This is a genomic window from Azospirillum brasilense (assembly GCF_007827815.1).
GTDB lineage: Bacteria > Pseudomonadota > Alphaproteobacteria > Azospirillales > Azospirillaceae > Azospirillum > Azospirillum brasilense_C.
Genome location: NZ_VITH01000002.1, coordinates 318,378 through 334,474 on the forward strand (window position 1 = coordinate 318,378; position 16,097 = coordinate 334,474).

Here is a 16,097-nt window from a genome sequence, read left to right on the forward strand (position 1 = left end):
CTCCGCCCGCGCGGGGGAGGGGGTTCTTATGAAGAGGCACCAGGAAACCCATGGCCGATAAAGTCGAATTCGAGCTGGTCTCTCCGGAGAAGCTGCTGACCTCGCAGCCCGTCGACATGGTCGTGGTGCCGGGTTCGGAAGGTGACTTCGGCGTCCTTGCCGGCCACTCGCCGATGATTTCGACCGTCCGTCCGGGCGTGATCGACGTCTACGAGGCCGACCGCGTGGTCGACCGGGTGTTCGTCGCCGGCGGCTTCGCCGAGGTGACCGAGACCCGCTGCACCGTCCTGGCCGAGGAGGCCATCGCGGTCGCCGAGATCGACCGCGCCAAGGTCGAGCAGCAGATCCGCGACCTGGGCGAGGATCTGGAAGACGCCAAGTCCGACGACGAGAAGGCCCGCGTGGAGGCGAAGATCGCCATCGCCCGCGCCAAGCTCGACGCGACCGGCGCGACCACCACGCACTGACAGCGGCCGCGGCCCGCCGGTAAGCGCCGGCCGGGCCGTTTCCGTTGCATTGCGCCATCGCAGCCATACATAGTGTCCCCTAGGGGATCGAACGCCTCCCGGCCCGTCCGTCGAGGCGTTTTTGTTTTTATCGTCCTATTCTCCGTCAGAGCGTCGAACAACCGGCCCGGAACGGCGGCCGCAGCGGGAGTGGAGTGTGGCGTTGCACTGGAAATACGAAGAGCTTCCCTGGGATCAGCTGGACCACAGCAAGGTCGATCCCGATCTCGTTCCGCTCATCAAGGCGGCGGCCCTGGTGGAGTTCAACGCCGACGACTACACGGCCTATCTCTGCAACGTCTTCCACGACGATCCCGAGTTCCAGGAGGTCGCCCACGGCTGGGCGGTCGAGGAGGTCCAGCACGGCCGCGCGCTCGGCAAGTGGGCGGAGCTGGTCGATCCGACCTTCGACTTCGACCGGGCCGTCGAGCGGTTCCGCGCCGGCTACAAGGTGCCGATCGACCTCGACGCCTCGGTCCGCGGCTCGCGCACCGGCGAGATGATCGCCCGCTGCATGGTCGAGACCGGCACCAGCAGCTATTACGCGGCCATCGGCGACTCGACGGACGAACCGGTCCTCAAGCTGATCTGCAAGAACATCGCCGCCGACGAGCTGCGCCACTTCAAGCTCTTCTACACCTACACGAAGAAGTATCTGGAGCTGGAGCAGCTCAACAAGTTCCAGCGCCTCAAGGTCGCGCTGTCGCGCATCGGCGAGTCGGAGGACGACGAACTGGCCTACGCCTACTACGCGGCCAACGCGCCGGAGGGCGAGCCCTACGCGCACAAGACCTACAATCAGGCCTACATGCGCCGCGCCTACGGCCGCTACCGGCCCAAGCACGTCGACCGCGCGGTGGCGATGGTCTTCAAGGCCTGCGGGCTGAAGCCGCACACCCGCTTTTACAGCGTCGCCGCGCGCGGCGCCTGGTGGCTGATCGAGAGCCGCGCCAAGCGGCTGGCCAAGGTGGCCTGAACGGTCGGGCCTCAACTGTGGCCCTGTCCCCTCCGGGGAGAGGGTGCCCGCGAAGCGGGCGGTGAGGGGGATGCGCGAGGCGGTACGTCCGGCACAAGCGCAACCCCCTCACCCTAACCCTCTCCCCGCTTTCGGCGGACCGAAGGTCCGCCTGTCGCGTCAGCGCAAACGAAGTTTGCGCGAGAGCGGAGGGGAGAGGGGACTTCAAATGCAATTCTTGTAAAATCAGCCCCGCCGCAGCGCCGCAATGATCGGGGCGAACTCCGCAAGGACCGATTCGTAGACCGGGCGCTTGAAGGGCACGATCAGGCCGGCCAAGTCGTCAGAGTCGACCCATTTCCAGGCGTCGAACTCCGGGTGCTCCGTGGCGAGGTCGATGTCGGCGTCCGTGCCGGTGAAGCGGGCGGCCAGCCAGACCTGCTCCTGACCGCGCCAACGGCCCTTCCAGACCTTGCCGATCAGATGGTCGGGCAGGTCGTAGCGCAGTTTTTCCGCCGTCTCGCCGAGGATCTCGGCCTTGTCGGTGCCGATCTCTTCCTTCAGCTCGCGCAAGGCGGCCTCATGCACGCCCTCGCCCTCGTCGATGCCGCCCTGGGGCATCTGCCAGGCGTCCTTGCTGTCGCAGCGCCGGGCCACGAAGACCTGCCCGCGGTCGTTCAGCAGCATCACGCCCACGCAGGGGCGGTAGGGGAGGGCTTCGCGGTCGATGGGCTTCTTGCTCATGCGCCTTATTGCTTCTGCATGTTGGCCACGGCGGAGACCGGCACGATGGCGATGCCACGGTCGGCCAGCCCGGTGAGCCACAGGTTGATCCGTTCGATGGTGCTGGGATAGGGCGCGCCGATTCCCACCGCGGCCCCATTGGTCTTGGCGATGGTCTCCAGCTCGGCGAGCTGGTCGTCGATGGCGCCGCGCGACAGGTCGCGGTCGATCACCCGGTCGGCGAAGGCCCGCGGCACCCCCGCCTCGCCCGCTAGGGTGCCGGCGACGCTGCGCGGGTTGGCGCGGGCGTCCAGCACCATCAGGCCGCGCGCCTTCATCGCCGCGACGACCGGGGTCACCGCGTCAGGGTTGGCGGTGAATTTGCTGCCCGTGGTGCTGGTGATGCCGACATAGCCGACGGCCTTGCCCAGCGACCATTCCAGCCGCTCCATGTTGCGCTCGGGCGGCAGCATGCTGAGCAGGGCGTTGGGGCCCGGGTCGTTGCGCGGGTAGTCCTGCGGCTCCATGGGGATGGAGAGCATCACCTCGTGCCCCTTGCTGCGGGCGCGCTCGACCCAGTTGTCCAGCCGCTCGGCGTAGGGGACGAAGGCCAGCGTGATCGTCGGCGGCAGCTTCTGCAGGGCGTTGCCGGTGGTCACGCCGGAGATGCCCATCTCGGCCAGCACGATGGCGATGCGCGGGCGCCGGTCGGCGGCAGGGAAGGGGCGGGCGTAGACCTGCCAGGGCTTGCGCCCGTCTTCGGCGATGCGCGGCAGCGGCCCGTTGCGCGAGTCCTCGACCAGGCCGGGGACCGGCGCTGGGGTCAAGGTGACCGGCTCGTTCACGGCCACGGCAAGCGGCGGCGGGGGAGGCGCGGCGGCGGGCGGCGGGGCGGGCGCCGCTGTGGGCGTGGCGGGTGCGGGCTGGACGGGAACCGCCGCCGCCGTGGCGGGCGGTGCCGCCGGCACGGCCGGGGGCTGGGCGCCCTTCACCGCCACCTCGACGCTGGGAATGGCGGCCCGCCACGCCTCGGTGGTGTGCTCTGCGTTCATCACCAGCCAGCCGGCCAGCCCGCCCAGCCCGAGGGCCAGCACGGCGTAGGCGCCGAGCAGCCGTTTGGCGAGGGGCGACAGCGGGCGGCGCTCCTTGCGCGCGCGCGGCGCGTCGTCGGAATCGCCACCGGCCTTGCGGCGCCGGAGGCGGGCCAGCAGGCCGGGTCCGGAACGTTCCCGTTTCGCGGGCTTCAGGCGGCCCAGCAGGGCGGCAGCGTTCACGGACCCGGTCCCTCCTCTCAGTGCGCGCGGGCCTGGAACAGGGCGACGCCCCGCAGCAGGTCGAGCGCGCGGGCCAGCTGGTAGTCGAAGGGCGGCTGGTTGGGCGCGCCCTCGCCATTCTCCGCGGACGGCGCCGCCGGGGCGTTGCCGTTGGCGGGAGCCGGCGTCGCACCCGGCGCGGGGGCCGCGCCCGGGGCCGCGCCTGGAGCCGCACCGGGGGCCGGAGCGTTGCTGGCGCCCGGCGCCGGGGCCGGCTGGGTGGTCGCCGGACGGGGGGCGTCCGGGTTGCGCAGCGCGCCGCGCAGGTCGCTCTCGCGGCGGCGGATCAGACCCTGGTCGGTCTCCTCGACGCGGGCCGGGTGCACCTCGATGTCCGGGGTGATGCCCAGGGCCTGGATCGACTTGCCCGACGGCGTGTAGTAGCGCGCCGTGGTCAGGCGCATGGCGCCGTGGCCGGGCAGCGGGATGATCGTCTGGACCGACCCCTTGCCGAAGGACTGGGTGCCGAGGACGAGCGCCCGCTTGTGATCCTGCAGCGCGCCGGCGACGATTTCCGAGGCCGAGGCCGAGCCGCCGTTGACCAGCACCACGATCGGCAGGCCCTTGGCGAGGTCGCCGGGCTTGGCGTTGTAGCGCGTGCCCTCCTCGGCCTTGCGGCCGCGGGTGGAGACGATCTCCCCCTTCTCCAGGAAGGTGTCGGAGACCGAGACCGCTTGGTCGAGCAGGCCGCCGGGGTTGTTGCGCAGGTCGAGGACGTAGCCCTTGAGCTTGTCGCCGAGCTGCTGCTGGATCGAGGCGATGGCCTTCTCCAGCCCCTGCTGCGTCTGCTCGTTGAAGCTGGTGATGCGGACGTAGCCGATGTCGCCCTCGGTGCGGTAGCGGACCGACTGCACCTTGATGACGGCGCGGGTCAGCGTGACCTCGAACGGTTCGCCGGCTTCGCCGCGGCGCACGGTGACCTTGATGTCGCTGCCCACCGGGCCGCGCATCTTCTCCACCGCCTCGTTCAGCGACAGGCCCATCACGGCCTCGCCGTTGAGCTGGATGATCAGGTCGCCCGGCTGCAGCCCGGCGCGGAAGGCCGGAGTCTCGTCGATGGGCGACACGACCTTGATCAGGCCGTTCTCCATCGTCACCTCGATGCCCAGCCCGCCGAACTCGCCGCGGGTCTGAACCTGCATGTCCTGGAAGCTCTTGCGGTTCAGATAGCTGGAGTGCGGGTCGAGCGAGGTGAGCATGCCGTTGATGGCGGACTCGATGAGTTGCTCGTCCGTCGTCGACTCGACATACTCGGCGCGCACGCGCTCGAAGACGTCGCCGAACAGGTTGAGCTGGCGGTAGGTCTCGGAACTGTTGCCGGTGCTGTTCACCTGCGCGGTGACGGTGGCGACGCCGGCCCCCAGAAACACCAGGGCCGCGGCGGTGGCGGCACGCTTGACTATCCTCATCTACCCTTGTCCTTTCCCCTCCGGGGCGCCGAAACCGCGCTGTGGATTGATCGGCTGTCCGTGACGTCGAAGCTCGAAGTAAAGATCGGGTGACCCGTCGGCGGGCATCAGGCCGATGGGTTCCCCCGTGGCCACGCGCCGTCCGACGGCCGTGTCGATGCGGCCAAATCCAGCGATGAGACTATGATATCCGTGGCTGTGTTCCACGATCAAGATTTGGCCATAGCCGCGGAACGGACCGGCGAAGACGATCGTTCCGGCCTGCGGTGACACCACCGTCGAACCGGCGCGGGCCTGGATGGTGACGCCCCGGCTGGTCGCGCCGTAGCGGTCGGCCTCGCCGTAGCGGACGGTCACCCGGCCGCCCACCGGCAGGCGTTCCCCGGCGGGCGCGCTGGGCGCGGCGCGGGCGGTTTCCGTCTCGGCCCTGGCCCTCTGGTCTGCGGCCCTCTGCTCCGCGAGCTTCTGCTCGGCCGCCCTCTGCTCCGCGGCCTTCTGCTCGGCGAGGCGGCGTTCGGCGTCGCGGCGCTCCGCCTCCAGCCGCTCGGCCTCGCGCTTGGCCGCCATGGCGGCGGCGGCGCGGCGTTCGGCCTCGATGCGGTCCATCAGCTGGCGCAGGTCGGCGGCCTGACCGGTCAGGCGGGCGGTGCGCTGGGCGACCTGCTGCCGTTCCTCCTCGGTCTGGCGCGACAGCTCCTCGCGCCGGGCGACGAACTGGCCGATCTCCTTCTGGCGGTCGATCAGGGTGAGGCGGGCGGCGTAGGTGCGGGTGCGCTGGGCCTGCAGCGTCTCGCGCGTCTCGGCCAGCCGGGTCAGCGCCTGGGCCAGCGCGTCGGCGCGGGCGCGCAGGGCCGGCACCGTGTCGCGCAGCAGCAGGGCGGAGCGCAGCGTGTCCACCGGCCCGTCCGGGCGGGCCAGCGCCGCTTCCGGCGGGATGCGGGCGACGCGCTGCAGGGCGGCGAGCAGGGCGGCGATCTGCTGCCGCTCGCCCTCCAGCTTCTCGGCCTGATTGCGCTCCTGCGTCTCCAGGGCGGTCAGGGACTCTTCGAGATGGGCGAGTTCGTCCTCCTGCGCCCGCTCCTGGTCGGCGAGGCCAACCAGCCGGTCGCGCAGCTCGTCCAATTCCTTCTGGAGCGTCTGGGACTGGCGGTCGAGCTGCCGTTGCAGGGCCTTGTCCGACTGGAGATCCTGCTCCACCCGCTTCAGCGTCTGGCCGGGGGACTCGGTCTGCGCCGCGGCGGTGGTGGAGAGGACGAGAAGGGTGGCGGTCAGCAGGGCCGGCCGCCAGGAAAACGCCCGCTCCCGCCCGGCGCCTTGCGGACGGGAGACGGGGAGGGGGAGCAGAGCAACACCCGCCGGATGATCGCGCCCTGCGCCCATGCTCCAATTCCGCCTTATTCCGCGGCGGCCCGCGCGCTGGCGCGGTCGATCAGGCTCTTGCCGGTCATCTCGGCCGGCTGCGGCAGCTTCATCAGATCGAGCAGCGTCGGGGCGATGTCGGCCAGACGCCCGCTGCGGATCGCCGACACCCCGGCGGGGCCGTTCACCAGCACCAGCGGCACCTTGTCCAGCGTGTGGGCGGTGTGCGGGCCGTTGGTCTGCGGGTCCCTCATCAGCTCGCAGTTGCCGTGGTCGGCGGTGACCAGCATCACGCCGCCCTGGGCGCGCACTGCGGCCTCCAGCCGGCCCAGGCTGACGTCCACCGCCTCGACCGCCTTGATGGCGGCGGACAGGATGCCGCTGTGGCCGACCATGTCGGGGTTGGCGTAGTTGATGACCACCAGATCGTACTTCCCGCTGTCCACGGCGGCGACGACCTTGTCGGTCACCTCGGCGGCGGACATCTCCGGCTGGAGATCGTAGGTGGCGACCTTCGGCGACGGCACCAGGATGCGGTCCTCGCCGGGGTACACGCGCTCCTCGCCACCGTTGAAGAAGAAGGTGACGTGCGGGTACTTTTCCGTCTCGGCGATGCGCAACTGGGTCAATCCGGCCTCGCTGACCACTTCGCCCAGCACCTTGGTCAAGGATTTCGGCGGAAAGATGGTCGTCATCAGCTTGGCGAGTGTGGACGAGTACTCGACCATACCGACGGCGGCGGCCAGCTTCGGGACCGAGGCGCGCTCGAACCCGTCGAAGGCCGGGTCGACGAAGGCGGCCAGGATCTCGCGGGCGCGGTCGGCGCGGAAGTTCGCCATCAGGATGGCGTCGCCGTCCTTCATGCCGGCGTAGCCGTCGATGACGGTCGGCAGGATGAACTCGTCGTGAGTGCCGGCGGCGTAGCTCTGCTCGATCGCCTGGATCGGATCGGCCGCCGTCACGCCCTCGGCGCTGACCAACGCGGCGTAGGCCTTGGCGACGCGGTCCCAGCGCTTGTCGCGGTCCATGGCATAGTAGCGACCGCTGACCGTGGCGACGTTGACGCCGGGCAGGGCGTGGACGTCGGCCATGAATTCGGCCATCTGGTCCTTGGCGCTCTGCGGCGGCACGTCGCGGCCGTCGGTGAAGGCGTGGATCTCGACCGGGACGCCCTCATGGGCCAGCACGCCGGCCAGCGCCGCGATGTGGTCCTGGTGCGAATGGACGCCGCCCGGCGACAGCAGGCCCAGGATGTGGCAGCGCCCGCCCGAGGCCAGCAGCGTCTTGGCGAGGTCGTTCAGCGCGGCGTTGCGCTCCAGCTCCCCCTCGACGATGGCGTGGTCGATCATCACCAGATCCTGGCGGACGACGCGGCCGGCGCCCAGATTCATGTGACCGACCTCGGAGTTGCCCATCTGGCCCTTGGGCAACCCGACCTCCTCCTCGCTGGCCTCCAGGAAGGCGCGGGGCTCCGACGACCACAGCCGGTCCCAGTTGGGCGTGTTGCCCTGCGCGATGGCGTTGTCCTCGCGCTCCTCGCGGTAGCCCCAGCCATCCAGGATGCACAGCACTACGGGTCGGGGACGATTGGTCTCGGTCATCACGGTCCTCATACGCCTGTCACGGTCGGGTTGCGGGTCTCGGTCGAACTGTCTGACGCGGTTTCTTGTGGCTGATGCCTTTTACGCGCGCATCGCCTTGGGCCGGATCAGAAAATGGCATGCCTGCGCACGCGCACAATGGGAGTCATGCACGGTGATAGGGGTGTCCGGCCAGAATTTGCTGGGCACGGTAGATTTGCTCCGCCAACATGCCTCGCACCAGCATATGCGGCCATGTCATGGCGCCCAAGGCCAAAAGCAAATCGGCGCGCGCCCGCACGGCGTCGCCGTGGCCGTCGGCCCCGCCGATGAGAAAGGCGATGTCGCCCGCCCCCTGGTCCCGCCAGCCGCCGATCTTCGCGGCGAAGGCTTCGCTGGTGATGGTCTTGCCGCGCTCGTCCAGGGCCACGACGATGGCCCCGGCGGGGATGGCGGCCAGAAGCAGCTCCGCCTCCTGCCGCTTCAACTCGTCGGAGGCGAGGCGCTTCTTCACCTCGACCTCGCGCAGAGTCAGCGGCCAGGACAGGCGGCCGGCGTACTCGTCATACAGGTCGCGCGCCGGACCGGTCCGTGACCGCCCAACCGCGGCAAGCCACAGACGCATCGGTCCGACTCCCGTTCGTCACCCGTCCTGAATGGTGTCCGTCAGGCGCTCATGCGCTCGGCGGAGGGCCGCGGCGTCTCCAGACCCCACATCTTCTCGATGTTGTAGAAGGTCCGGACTTCCGGGCGGAACAGGTGGATGATGACGTCCCCGGCGTCGACCAGAACCCAGTCGCACTGGTTCAGGCCCTCGACCTCGACGCCGCGCAGACCGGCCTGCTTCATGCGGTCGGCCAGCTTCATGGCCATGGCGGCGATGTGCCGGGTGTTGCGGCCCGACGCCACGATCATGTAGTCGGCGATGCTGGTCTTGCCGGCAAGGTCGATGACGACGACGTCTTCGGCCTGATCGTCGTCCAGGGACTTCTCGACGAGCGCCTTCAGTTCGTCCGGCTGGGGAACGGGAACGGGCGCGGGCCGCACAACGGGCGCGGCCGGTTCGATGAACGTGTTGATGGTACCTACCTCGCGATACAGGGTCACGACCCGCTGGCGCGTGCCCGGCGGATCGCCGTCGCCGAAGCCGGATGCAGCGGGTTGCGGAGGAAAATCCAGGCCGGTGTTTTCGAACCGGCCAACCCCTTGGCCTTGTGCATGCTCACCCGGCGACGGGCATAGCGCTGAGCGGCTATGCCACCAAGCGCCCCCATAGAATAAGTTGGACGGGCGAGAACTGCAACCGGCACCAGCCGGAAGATGCGCGTCCAATGCCGCCAGCGGGGGATTTGCCGAAGATTGTCCGCCCCCATCAGCCAGACGAAGCGCGTTTTGGGGAAGCGGAGCGTGAGCTTGGCCAGCGTGTCGGCGGTGTAGCGGGTGCCAAGCTCTTGCTCGATGGCGGTGACCCGGATGGCCGGATGGCGGGCGGTGCGCCGGGCCTCCTCCAGCCGCTCGGCGAGCGGCGCCATGCCGTGCACCGGCTTCAGCGGGTTCTGCGGGCTGACCAGCCACCACACCTGATCGAGGCCCAGCGCCTTCAGCGCGTACAGGCTGATGTGCCGGTGCCCGGCGTGGGCCGGGTTGAAGGACCCGCCGAGCAGCCCGACGCGCAGGCCGGCGTGGAGCGGGCCGGCGTAGCGGTGGGGGGGTGGCGACATGCTTGCCCCCTCCCTAACCCTCCCCCGCTTCGCAGGGGAGGGAATCAATCCCCCTCCCTCGCCGAAGGCGGGGGAGGGTCGGGGAGGGGGCAGACGTAAGCTCCAGGGACTTGAACCTCACGGCCGCGTCTGACCATCGCCGCGCACGACATACTTGTAGCTGGTCAGCTGCTCCGCCCCCACCGGGCCGCGGGCGTGGAACTTGTCGGTGGAGATGCCGATCTCCGCACCCATGCCGAACTCGCCGCCGTCGGCGAACTGGGTGCTGGCGTTCCACAACACGATGCCGCTGTCGATGCGCTGCAGGAAGCGCTCCGCCGCCGCCGGGTCCTCGGTCACGATGGCGTCGGTGTGGTGGGAGCCGTGGCGGTTGATGTGGTCGATCGCCCCGTCCACCCCGTCCACCACGCCGCAGGCGATGATGGCGTCGAGATACTCGGTGTCCCAATCCTCCGCCGTCACCGCCGTCACGCGCGGATCGACCGCCTGGGCGGCGTCGTCGCCACGGACGGCGCAGCCGGCGTCCAGCAGGTCCTTCACCAGCACCGGCAGCATGGCGTCGGCGATCCGGCGGTCGACCAGCAGCGTCTCGGCGGCGCCGCAGATCGAGGTGCGGCGCATCTTGGCGTTCATCACCACCTTGCGCGCCTTCTCCGGGTCGGCCCCGGCGTCGACGTACACGGTGTTGTTGCCGTCCAGATGCTTGATGACCGGGATGCGGCTCTCCTCGGCGATGCGCTGGATCAGCGACTTGCCGCCGCGCGGGACGATCACGTCGATGCAGTCGCGCATGGTCAGCATATGGCCGACCGCCGCCCGGTCCGTGGTCGGGACGAGCTGGACCGCCGCTTCCGGCAGCCCGGCGGCGCGCAAGCCGTCGGCCAGGCAGGCGGCGATGGCGCGGGACGAGCGGATGCTCTCCGACCCGCCGCGCAGGATCGCCGCGTTGCCCGACTTCAGGCAGAGGCCGCCGGCGTCGGCGGTCACGTTGGGGCGGCTTTCGTAGATGATGCCGATCACCCCCAGCGGCACGCGCACGCGCTGGATGGCCAGCCCGTTGGGGCGGGTCCATTCGGCGATGACGCCGCCGATGGGATCGGGGAAGTCGGCGATGTCCTCCAGCCCCTTGGCCATCGCCTCGAGGCGGGCGTCGTTGAGGGCCAAGCGCTCGATCATGGGACCGGCGAGGCCGCGCTCCCGGGCGGCGGCGACGTCCGCATCGTTGGCCGCCTGGATCTCCGCCTTGCGGGCGCGGATCGCGGCGGCCGCGGCCCGCAAGGCCTGATCCTTCGACGGGCTTGGCACGGTCGCCAGCTCCGCCGCGGCGGCGCGGGCGGCGCGGCCGAGGGCGAGCATCTGATCGTGCAAGGCGTCGGTGGTCTCAAGCAGGGCGGACATCGGTCTCACTCCAGTGGCGTTCGCCAAGCGGCATCGGCCGGTTGAAAAGGGCGGAAACCATAGCCCATCCCGCGCCGCCGCGAAAGCCATGGCGGCTAAGCCGAATTGCTGATCGGCCTACTCAACAATCCGCCTGGGCCACGGTCGATTGCCGGCGTAGCGTGGCCCTCTGCGTCATCGGTGAGGGGGAGAACTCCATGGTCCGGCTTGTCCGCCGCGGCAGCGTCGCCGCGTGCCTGATGCTGTCCGGCATGATCGCGACCGCCATGATCGCGACCGCTAGGGCCGAAACGCCGTCGGAATCACCGGTGGAGCGGGGGCGTGCCCTGGTCAACGGCATCGTCGCCTGCGGCAACTGCCACACCCCGCAGGGACCCGGCGGTCCGGTCGCGGGACGGGAGCTGGCCGGCGGGACGCCCTTCGTCGAGGAGCCCTTCACCGCCTACGCCTCCAACATCACGCCGGACCCGGAGACGGGGATCGGGCGCTGGACCGACGAGCAGCTGGTCACCGCCATTCGCGAGGGCAAGAGGCCAGACGGCAGCCTGATCGGGCCGCCGATGCCCTTCGGCTTCTACCGCGGCCTGTCGGACGGCGACCTGCGCGCCATCGTCGCCTATCTGCGCAGCGTGCCGCCGGTGCGGCATTCTGTCCCGAAGTCCGAGTACCGCATGGCGCTGCCCGCCGCCTACGGACCACCGGTCGGGTCGGTGGCGGATGTGCCGCGTACAGACCCGGTGACGTACGGCGCGTACATGGCCGGTCCGCTCGGCCACTGCATGGAATGCCACACGCCGATGCTGCCGGACGGGCGGCTCGACACGACCCGCATGGGGGCCGGCGGGCGGAACTTCGCCGGGCCGTGGGGCAACGCCGTCTCCCGCAACATCACGCAGGACAAGGAGCACGGGCTGGGCGGCTGGACCGACGCGGAGATCCGCCGGGCCATCACCGAGGGTGTACGTCCCGACGGCCACCGGCTGAGCCCGCCCATGGGCTATCACTATTACAAGTCCATGAGCGATGGCGAGTTGGGCGCCCTGGTCGCCTACCTGCGTACGCTTCCCCCGGCCCGCTAGACCCCACCGGCCGTGCGTGAAATACCGCACCGCCGAAAACGCAGTACCGTAAGCTTTGCCGAGAGGGCATAGTCCGCGGGTTTTTTCCACCCGCCGGACCGTGGCCCCATGCTGACCCTGCTGCTGATCGTCTCCGCCTTCTTCGCGGGCGTGCTCAACGCCGTGGCCGGTGGCGGCAGCTTCCTGACCTTTCCGGCGCTGATCATGGCCGGCGTGCCGCCGCTGAACGCCAACGCGACCAGCACGGTGGCGGTGTCGCCGGGCGCGCTGGCCAGCGCCTACGGCTACCGGCGAGAGCTGGGGCGGATCAAGGAGGTCAGCCTGCCGGCCTTCCTCGGCGTCAGCCTGGTCGGCGGGCTGCTGGGCGCGCTGCTCCTGCTGTGGACGCCGCAGCGGGTGTTCGAGGCGGTGATTCCCTGGCTGCTGCTGTTCGCGACGGTGCTGTTCGCCTTCGGCCCGAAGGTGTCGGCCTACATCCGCCGCAACTTCAAAGTCGGCCACAGCACCGTGCTGATCGTGCAGTTCTTCATCGCCATCTACGGCGGCTATTTCGGCGGGGGGATCGGCATCCTGATCCTGGCGACGCTGGGCGTCTTCGGCCTGACCGACCTGCACGCGATGAACGGGCTGAAGGCGCTGGTGTCCGGCTGCCTGAACGCGGTCGCGGTGGTGGCCTTCGTCTTCGGTGGCGCGGTCTATTGGAACGAGGCGCTGATCATGCTGGTCGCCGCCATGGCCGGCGGCTACGCCGGGGCCGCCGTCGCCCGCCACATCCCGCCGCCGGTCCTGCGCAAGTTCGTGATCCTGGTGGGCGTGGCGATGACGGTCTATTTCTTCGTCGTGAAGGGCTGAGGCGCCCCAGGGAGCGGCGGCGGTCAGTCCGCCGCCATGCGCTCCGCGATGCCGCACAGGCCGTCCCAGTCCAGCGCGGCCGGGTCCGCCACCACATGGTCGGCGGCGTCGAACAGCAGGTCGGCGTGCTGCGGCCAGGCGATGGTCAGCATGCCGGCGGCCTTGGCGGCGCGGGCGCCGGTCGGGCTATCCTCGATCACCGCGCAGGCCGCGGGCGGCACGCCGAGGCGGGCGGCGGCGGTCAGGTAGGGCTCGGGGTCGGGCTTGCCCTTGGTCACGTCGTCGCGGCTGAGGCCGAACAGGAAATGCGGGCTGCCCATGTGGCGCAAGTTGGCCTCGACCACGCGGCGCCCGCTGTTCGACACGCAGGCTTGCAGCAGCCCCCGTTCCGCGAAGGCGTCGACCAGCGCCAGGGCCCCGGCCCGCGCCTCGACCTCGGCGATGCGCTCCAGATAGAGGTCGGTGATGGCGTCCGCCCATTCCCGAAAGGTCAGGGCCATGGGACGGGCGGCGTGCAGCCGGGCGTACAGCTCGGGGAAGGCGACGCCCAGCGTGGCCGCGTAGTCCGTGTCGGACATAACATGGCCGTGCAGCCGGCAAACCGCGATGGTGGCGCGCTGGTGCCAGGGCTCGCTGTCGAGCAGCGTGCCGTCGATGTCCCACAGGATGGCCTGGAGGGGCGGGCGGGCCAGGATCGGAACGCTCACCGCACCACCAGATCGTCGCGGTGGATCATCTCGTCGCGGCCGTGGTAGCCGAGGATCTCCTCGATCTCGTGGCTCTTGCGGCCGGCGATGCGGCGGGCGTCCTCGGCGGCGTAGGCGGTCAGGCCGCGCGCCACCTCGCGCCCGTCCGGCGCCTTCACCACCACCACGTCGCCGCGCTCGAAGTCGCCTTCCACGGCGCGCACCCCGGCGGGCAGCAGGCTGGCCCCGCGGGCGAGCGCCGACAGCGCGCCGGCGTCCACCGTCAGCGCGCCGTGGGCGTTCAGGTTGCCGCCGATCCACGCCTTGCGGGCGGAGGAGGGGGAGGCGGCGGGCAGGAACCAGGTGCAGAGCGCGCCGCCCTGCTCGGGCCGCTGTTCCAGCGCGGCCAGCGGATTCATGCGCTTGCCCTTGGCGATGACCATGCGGCAGCCGGCGGCCAGCGCCACGCGCGCCGCGACGATCTTGGTCACCATGCCGCCGGAGCTGTAGCCCGGCGGCGGCTCGCCCGCCATGTTCTCGATGTCGGAGGTCAGTTCCTGGACGACCGGGATGTGCCGGGCCTCGGGGTCCTTGCGCGGGTCGGCGGTGTAGAGGCCGTCGATGTCCGACAGCAGGACCAGCGTGTCGGCGCTGATCATCTGGGCGACGCGGGCGGCCAGACGGTCGTTGTCGCCGAAGCGGATCTCCGCCGTGGCGACCGTGTCGTTCTCGTTGATGACCGGGACGGCGCCCAGCCGCAGCAGCGTGTCGATGGTGGCGCGGCCGTTGAGGTGGCGGCGGCGCTCCTCCGTGTCCTCCAGCGTCACCAGCACCTGGGCGACGGTCAGCCCATGGCGGGACAGCGTCTCCTGATAGGCGGCGGCGAGCCGGATCTGGCCGGTGGCGGCGGCGGCCTGCTTCTCTTCCAGACGCAGGGCGCGCCCGACGAGGCCGAGATGCTCGCGCCCGCAGGCGACGGCGCCGGAGGTGACGATCACCACCTCCTGGCCGCGCTTGCGGCAGGCGGCCACGTCGTCGGCCAGCGCGTCCAGCCACTCGCGGCGCATCCGGCCGGTGGCGCTGTCGACGAGCAGGGCGGAGCCGATCTTGACGACCAGCCGCCGCGCGTCGAGCAGGGTGGGAAGCAGGGAGGGAGCCTCAGCCTTTGGCGTTGTCGTCGTGGCCGTCGCTGTGTTCGGTGTCGTCACCGTCATCGTCGCCTTCATCGTCCCAGTCATCCCCATCCGAGTCGGAGCCGTCGTCCGCCTCCTCGGGGAGATCGTCGTACTCGCCCGTCTCCTCGTTCCAGCCGGCATACTCGTCGTCCATCTTCTGGCCGACCGGGGCCCGGGGGATGGAGCGCGTGACCGGAGCCTGGATGACGTCGGGCTCCTCTTCCTTGGACTGTTTGATGAGCGTGAGCAAGCGGTAAAGCACCGCCTGGACGCCCTGGCCGGTGGCGCCGGACAGAACCATCACCTCGGCACCCGACGCCGCCTCCAGCGCGACCTTCTTCTCCGCGACCTCTTCGTCGAGCAGGGCGTCGGCCTTGTTCAGGCCGATGATCTCCAACTTGTCGGCGAGGTTGCCGCCGTAGGCGACCAGCTCGTTGCGGATGGTGGTGTAGGACTGGACCACGTCTTCCGCCGTGCCGTCGATCAGGTGGAGCAGCACGCGGGTGCGCTCCACATGGCCGAGGAAGCGGTCGCCCAGCCCGTGCCCCTCGTGCGCGCCCTCGATCAGGCCGGGGATGTCGGCGATGACGAACTCCTCGTCACCCGCGCGGACGACGCCCAGGTTGGGGGCCAGCGTGGTGAAGGGGTAGTCGGCGATCTTCGGGCGCGCCGCGGTGGTCGCGGCCAGGAAGGTCGACTTGCCGGCGTTGGGCAGGCCGAGCAGGCCGGTGTCGGCGATCAGCTTCAGCCGCAGCCAGACCCAGCGCTCCTCGCCCGGCCAGCCGGGGTGCGACTTGCGCGGGGCGCGGTTGGTCGGGGTCTTGTAATGGGCGTTGCCGAAGCCGCCGTCGCCGCCCTTCAGGAGGACGACGCGCTGGCCGGGCTCCGTCAGGTCGAGCAGCACGGTCTCCTGGTCCTCGTCGAGGATCTGGGTGCCGACCGGCACGCGCAGGACCACGTCCTCGCCCCGGGCGCCGTTGCGGTTGGCGCCCATGCCGTGGTTGCCGCGCTGCGCCTTGAAATGCTGCTTGTAGCGGTAGTCGATCAGCGTGTTGAGGCCGTTCACGACCTCGATCACGACATCGCCGCCGCGGCCGCCGTTGCCGCCGTCCGGTCCGCCATACTCGATGAACTTCTCGCGGCGGAAGGCGATGGCGCCGGGGCCGCCGTCGCCGCTTTTCAGATACACCTTGGCTTGATCGAGGAACTTCATCGGGGACCGTGCCGGCCAATCTACCGTTTGCGCACCGTCCTCCAACCGGGGGAAGGGGGCGGTGACCAGACCATCAAAAAAAGAAAATCGGGGGCCGGTTGCCCGAACCCCCGATTGTCCCAACACAC

16 protein-coding genes are annotated in these 16,097 nt (G+C 70.3%); 4 read left to right on the forward strand and 12 right to left on the reverse strand.

Features of this window, described 5'->3' with window-relative positions:
• Positions 1-50: 50 nt before the first annotated feature.
• Both FBZ83_RS05425 and FBZ83_RS05430 read left to right on the forward strand, forming a co-directional pair.
• Positions 51-467 carry a F0F1 ATP synthase subunit epsilon gene (locus FBZ83_RS05425; RefSeq protein WP_145681415.1) on the forward strand — a complete coding sequence of 139 codons (417 nt, stop codon included), beginning with the start codon at positions 51-53 and terminating at the stop codon, positions 465-467.
• Positions 468-663: 196 nt separating this feature from the next.
• Positions 664-1,482: an acyl-ACP desaturase gene (locus tag FBZ83_RS05430; RefSeq protein ID WP_145681416.1), complete on the forward strand. Its 819-nt coding sequence runs from the start codon at positions 664-666 to the stop codon at positions 1,480-1,482.
• Between the two features lie 225 nt (positions 1,483-1,707).
• Here FBZ83_RS05430 and FBZ83_RS05435 read toward each other — a convergent pair whose 3' ends face one another.
• The 9 genes from FBZ83_RS05435 to FBZ83_RS05475 all read right to left on the reverse strand — a co-directional run bounded on the left by FBZ83_RS05435 (position 1,708) and on the right by FBZ83_RS05475 (position 10,964).
• A complete protein-coding gene (locus FBZ83_RS05435; protein WP_145681417.1) occupies positions 1,708-2,205 on the reverse strand; it encodes an RNA pyrophosphohydrolase in 498 nt (165 codons plus the stop codon).
• A gap of 5 nt (positions 2,206-2,210) precedes the next feature.
• Positions 2,211-3,458 (reverse strand): divergent polysaccharide deacetylase family protein, encoded by a 1,248-nt coding sequence (locus tag FBZ83_RS05440; RefSeq protein WP_145681418.1) that lies wholly within the window; start codon positions 3,456-3,458, stop codon positions 2,211-2,213.
• A gap of 17 nt (positions 3,459-3,475) precedes the next feature.
• Positions 3,476-4,906, reverse strand: a complete 1,431-nt coding sequence (locus FBZ83_RS05445) for a S41 family peptidase (RefSeq protein WP_145681419.1) — start codon at positions 4,904-4,906, stop codon at positions 3,476-3,478.
• Positions 4,907-6,286, reverse strand: a complete 1,380-nt coding sequence (locus tag FBZ83_RS05450; protein ID WP_145681420.1) for a murein hydrolase activator EnvC family protein — start codon at positions 6,284-6,286, stop codon at positions 4,907-4,909. It lies immediately after the preceding gene.
• A gap of 14 nt (positions 6,287-6,300) precedes the next feature.
• Positions 6,301-7,866, reverse strand: a complete 1,566-nt coding sequence (gpmI, locus tag FBZ83_RS05455; protein WP_145681421.1) for a 2,3-bisphosphoglycerate-independent phosphoglycerate mutase — start codon at positions 7,864-7,866, stop codon at positions 6,301-6,303.
• Between the two features lie 145 nt (positions 7,867-8,011).
• Positions 8,012-8,470 (reverse strand): 23S rRNA (pseudouridine(1915)-N(3))-methyltransferase RlmH, encoded by a 459-nt coding sequence (gene rlmH / locus FBZ83_RS05460; protein ID WP_145681422.1) that lies wholly within the window; start codon positions 8,468-8,470, stop codon positions 8,012-8,014.
• Between the two features lie 41 nt (positions 8,471-8,511).
• The gene (rsfS, locus tag FBZ83_RS05465; RefSeq protein WP_014239450.1) at positions 8,512-8,952 is read right to left on the reverse strand and encodes a ribosome silencing factor; all 441 of its coding nucleotides are present in this window, start codon (positions 8,950-8,952) and stop codon (positions 8,512-8,514) included.
• On the reverse strand, positions 8,949-9,566 hold the full coding sequence (locus tag FBZ83_RS05470; RefSeq protein ID WP_145681423.1) for a nicotinate-nucleotide adenylyltransferase: 618 nt from the start codon (positions 9,564-9,566) through the stop codon (positions 8,949-8,951). Before FBZ83_RS05470 ends, rsfS begins: the two co-directional genes overlap by 4 nt.
• Before the next feature lie 117 nt (positions 9,567-9,683).
• The gene (locus FBZ83_RS05475) at positions 9,684-10,964 is read right to left on the reverse strand and encodes a glutamate-5-semialdehyde dehydrogenase (RefSeq protein ID WP_145681424.1); all 1,281 of its coding nucleotides are present in this window, start codon (positions 10,962-10,964) and stop codon (positions 9,684-9,686) included.
• 197 nt (positions 10,965-11,161) lie between these two features.
• Here FBZ83_RS05475 and FBZ83_RS05480 point away from each other — a divergent pair, with 197 nt between their 5' ends.
• On the forward strand, positions 11,162-12,043 hold the full coding sequence (locus tag FBZ83_RS05480) for a c-type cytochrome (RefSeq protein ID WP_145681425.1): 882 nt from the start codon (positions 11,162-11,164) through the stop codon (positions 12,041-12,043).
• 108 nt (positions 12,044-12,151) lie between these two features.
• On the forward strand, positions 12,152-12,895 hold the full coding sequence (locus FBZ83_RS05485; RefSeq protein WP_145681426.1) for a sulfite exporter TauE/SafE family protein: 744 nt from the start codon (positions 12,152-12,154) through the stop codon (positions 12,893-12,895).
• Positions 12,896-12,918: 23 nt separating this feature from the next.
• Here FBZ83_RS05485 and FBZ83_RS05490 read toward each other — a convergent pair whose 3' ends face one another.
• From FBZ83_RS05490 to obgE, 3 genes are read right to left on the reverse strand one after another with little or no spacing between them, the layout of a single operon-like run.
• On the reverse strand, positions 12,919-13,602 hold the full coding sequence (locus FBZ83_RS05490) for an HAD family hydrolase (RefSeq protein ID WP_145681427.1): 684 nt from the start codon (positions 13,600-13,602) through the stop codon (positions 12,919-12,921).
• Positions 13,599-14,807 (reverse strand): glutamate 5-kinase, encoded by a 1,209-nt coding sequence (gene proB / locus FBZ83_RS05495; RefSeq protein ID WP_247888155.1) that lies wholly within the window; start codon positions 14,805-14,807, stop codon positions 13,599-13,601. The genes FBZ83_RS05490 and proB overlap by 4 nt, the downstream gene beginning before the upstream one ends.
• The gene (obgE, locus tag FBZ83_RS05500; RefSeq protein WP_145681428.1) at positions 14,740-15,969 is read right to left on the reverse strand and encodes a GTPase ObgE; all 1,230 of its coding nucleotides are present in this window, start codon (positions 15,967-15,969) and stop codon (positions 14,740-14,742) included. The genes proB and obgE overlap by 68 nt, the downstream gene beginning before the upstream one ends.
• Positions 15,970-16,097 lie beyond the last annotated feature (128 nt).

Coding starts and splice junctions, on each gene's coding strand:
- FBZ83_RS05425 (WP_145681415.1), top strand. CDS start 51: ATGGCCGATAAAGTCGAATTCGAGCTGGTCTCTCCGGAGAAGCTGCTG.
- FBZ83_RS05435 (WP_145681417.1), bottom strand. CDS start 2,205: ATGAGCAAGAAGCCCATCGACCGCGAAGCCCTCCCCTACCGCCCCTGC.
- FBZ83_RS05445 (WP_145681419.1), bottom strand. CDS start 4,906: ATGAGGATAGTCAAGCGTGCCGCCACCGCCGCGGCCCTGGTGTTTCTG.
- FBZ83_RS05450 (WP_145681420.1), bottom strand. CDS start 6,286: ATGGGCGCAGGGCGCGATCATCCGGCGGGTGTTGCTCTGCTCCCCCTC.
- gpmI (WP_145681421.1), bottom strand. CDS start 7,866: ATGACCGAGACCAATCGTCCCCGACCCGTAGTGCTGTGCATCCTGGAT.
- rlmH (WP_145681422.1), bottom strand. CDS start 8,470: ATGCGTCTGTGGCTTGCCGCGGTTGGGCGGTCACGGACCGGTCCGGCG.
- FBZ83_RS05470 (WP_145681423.1), bottom strand. CDS start 9,566: ATGTCGCCACCCCCCCACCGCTACGCCGGCCCGCTCCACGCCGGCCTG.
- FBZ83_RS05475 (WP_145681424.1), bottom strand. CDS start 10,964: ATGTCCGCCCTGCTTGAGACCACCGACGCCTTGCACGATCAGATGCTC.
- FBZ83_RS05480 (WP_145681425.1), top strand. CDS start 11,162: ATGGTCCGGCTTGTCCGCCGCGGCAGCGTCGCCGCGTGCCTGATGCTG.
- FBZ83_RS05485 (WP_145681426.1), top strand. CDS start 12,152: ATGCTGACCCTGCTGCTGATCGTCTCCGCCTTCTTCGCGGGCGTGCTC.
- proB (WP_247888155.1), bottom strand. CDS start 14,807: ATGAAGGCGACGATGACGGTGACGACACCGAACACAGCGACGGCCACG.
- obgE (WP_145681428.1), bottom strand. CDS start 15,969: ATGAAGTTCCTCGATCAAGCCAAGGTGTATCTGAAAAGCGGCGACGGC.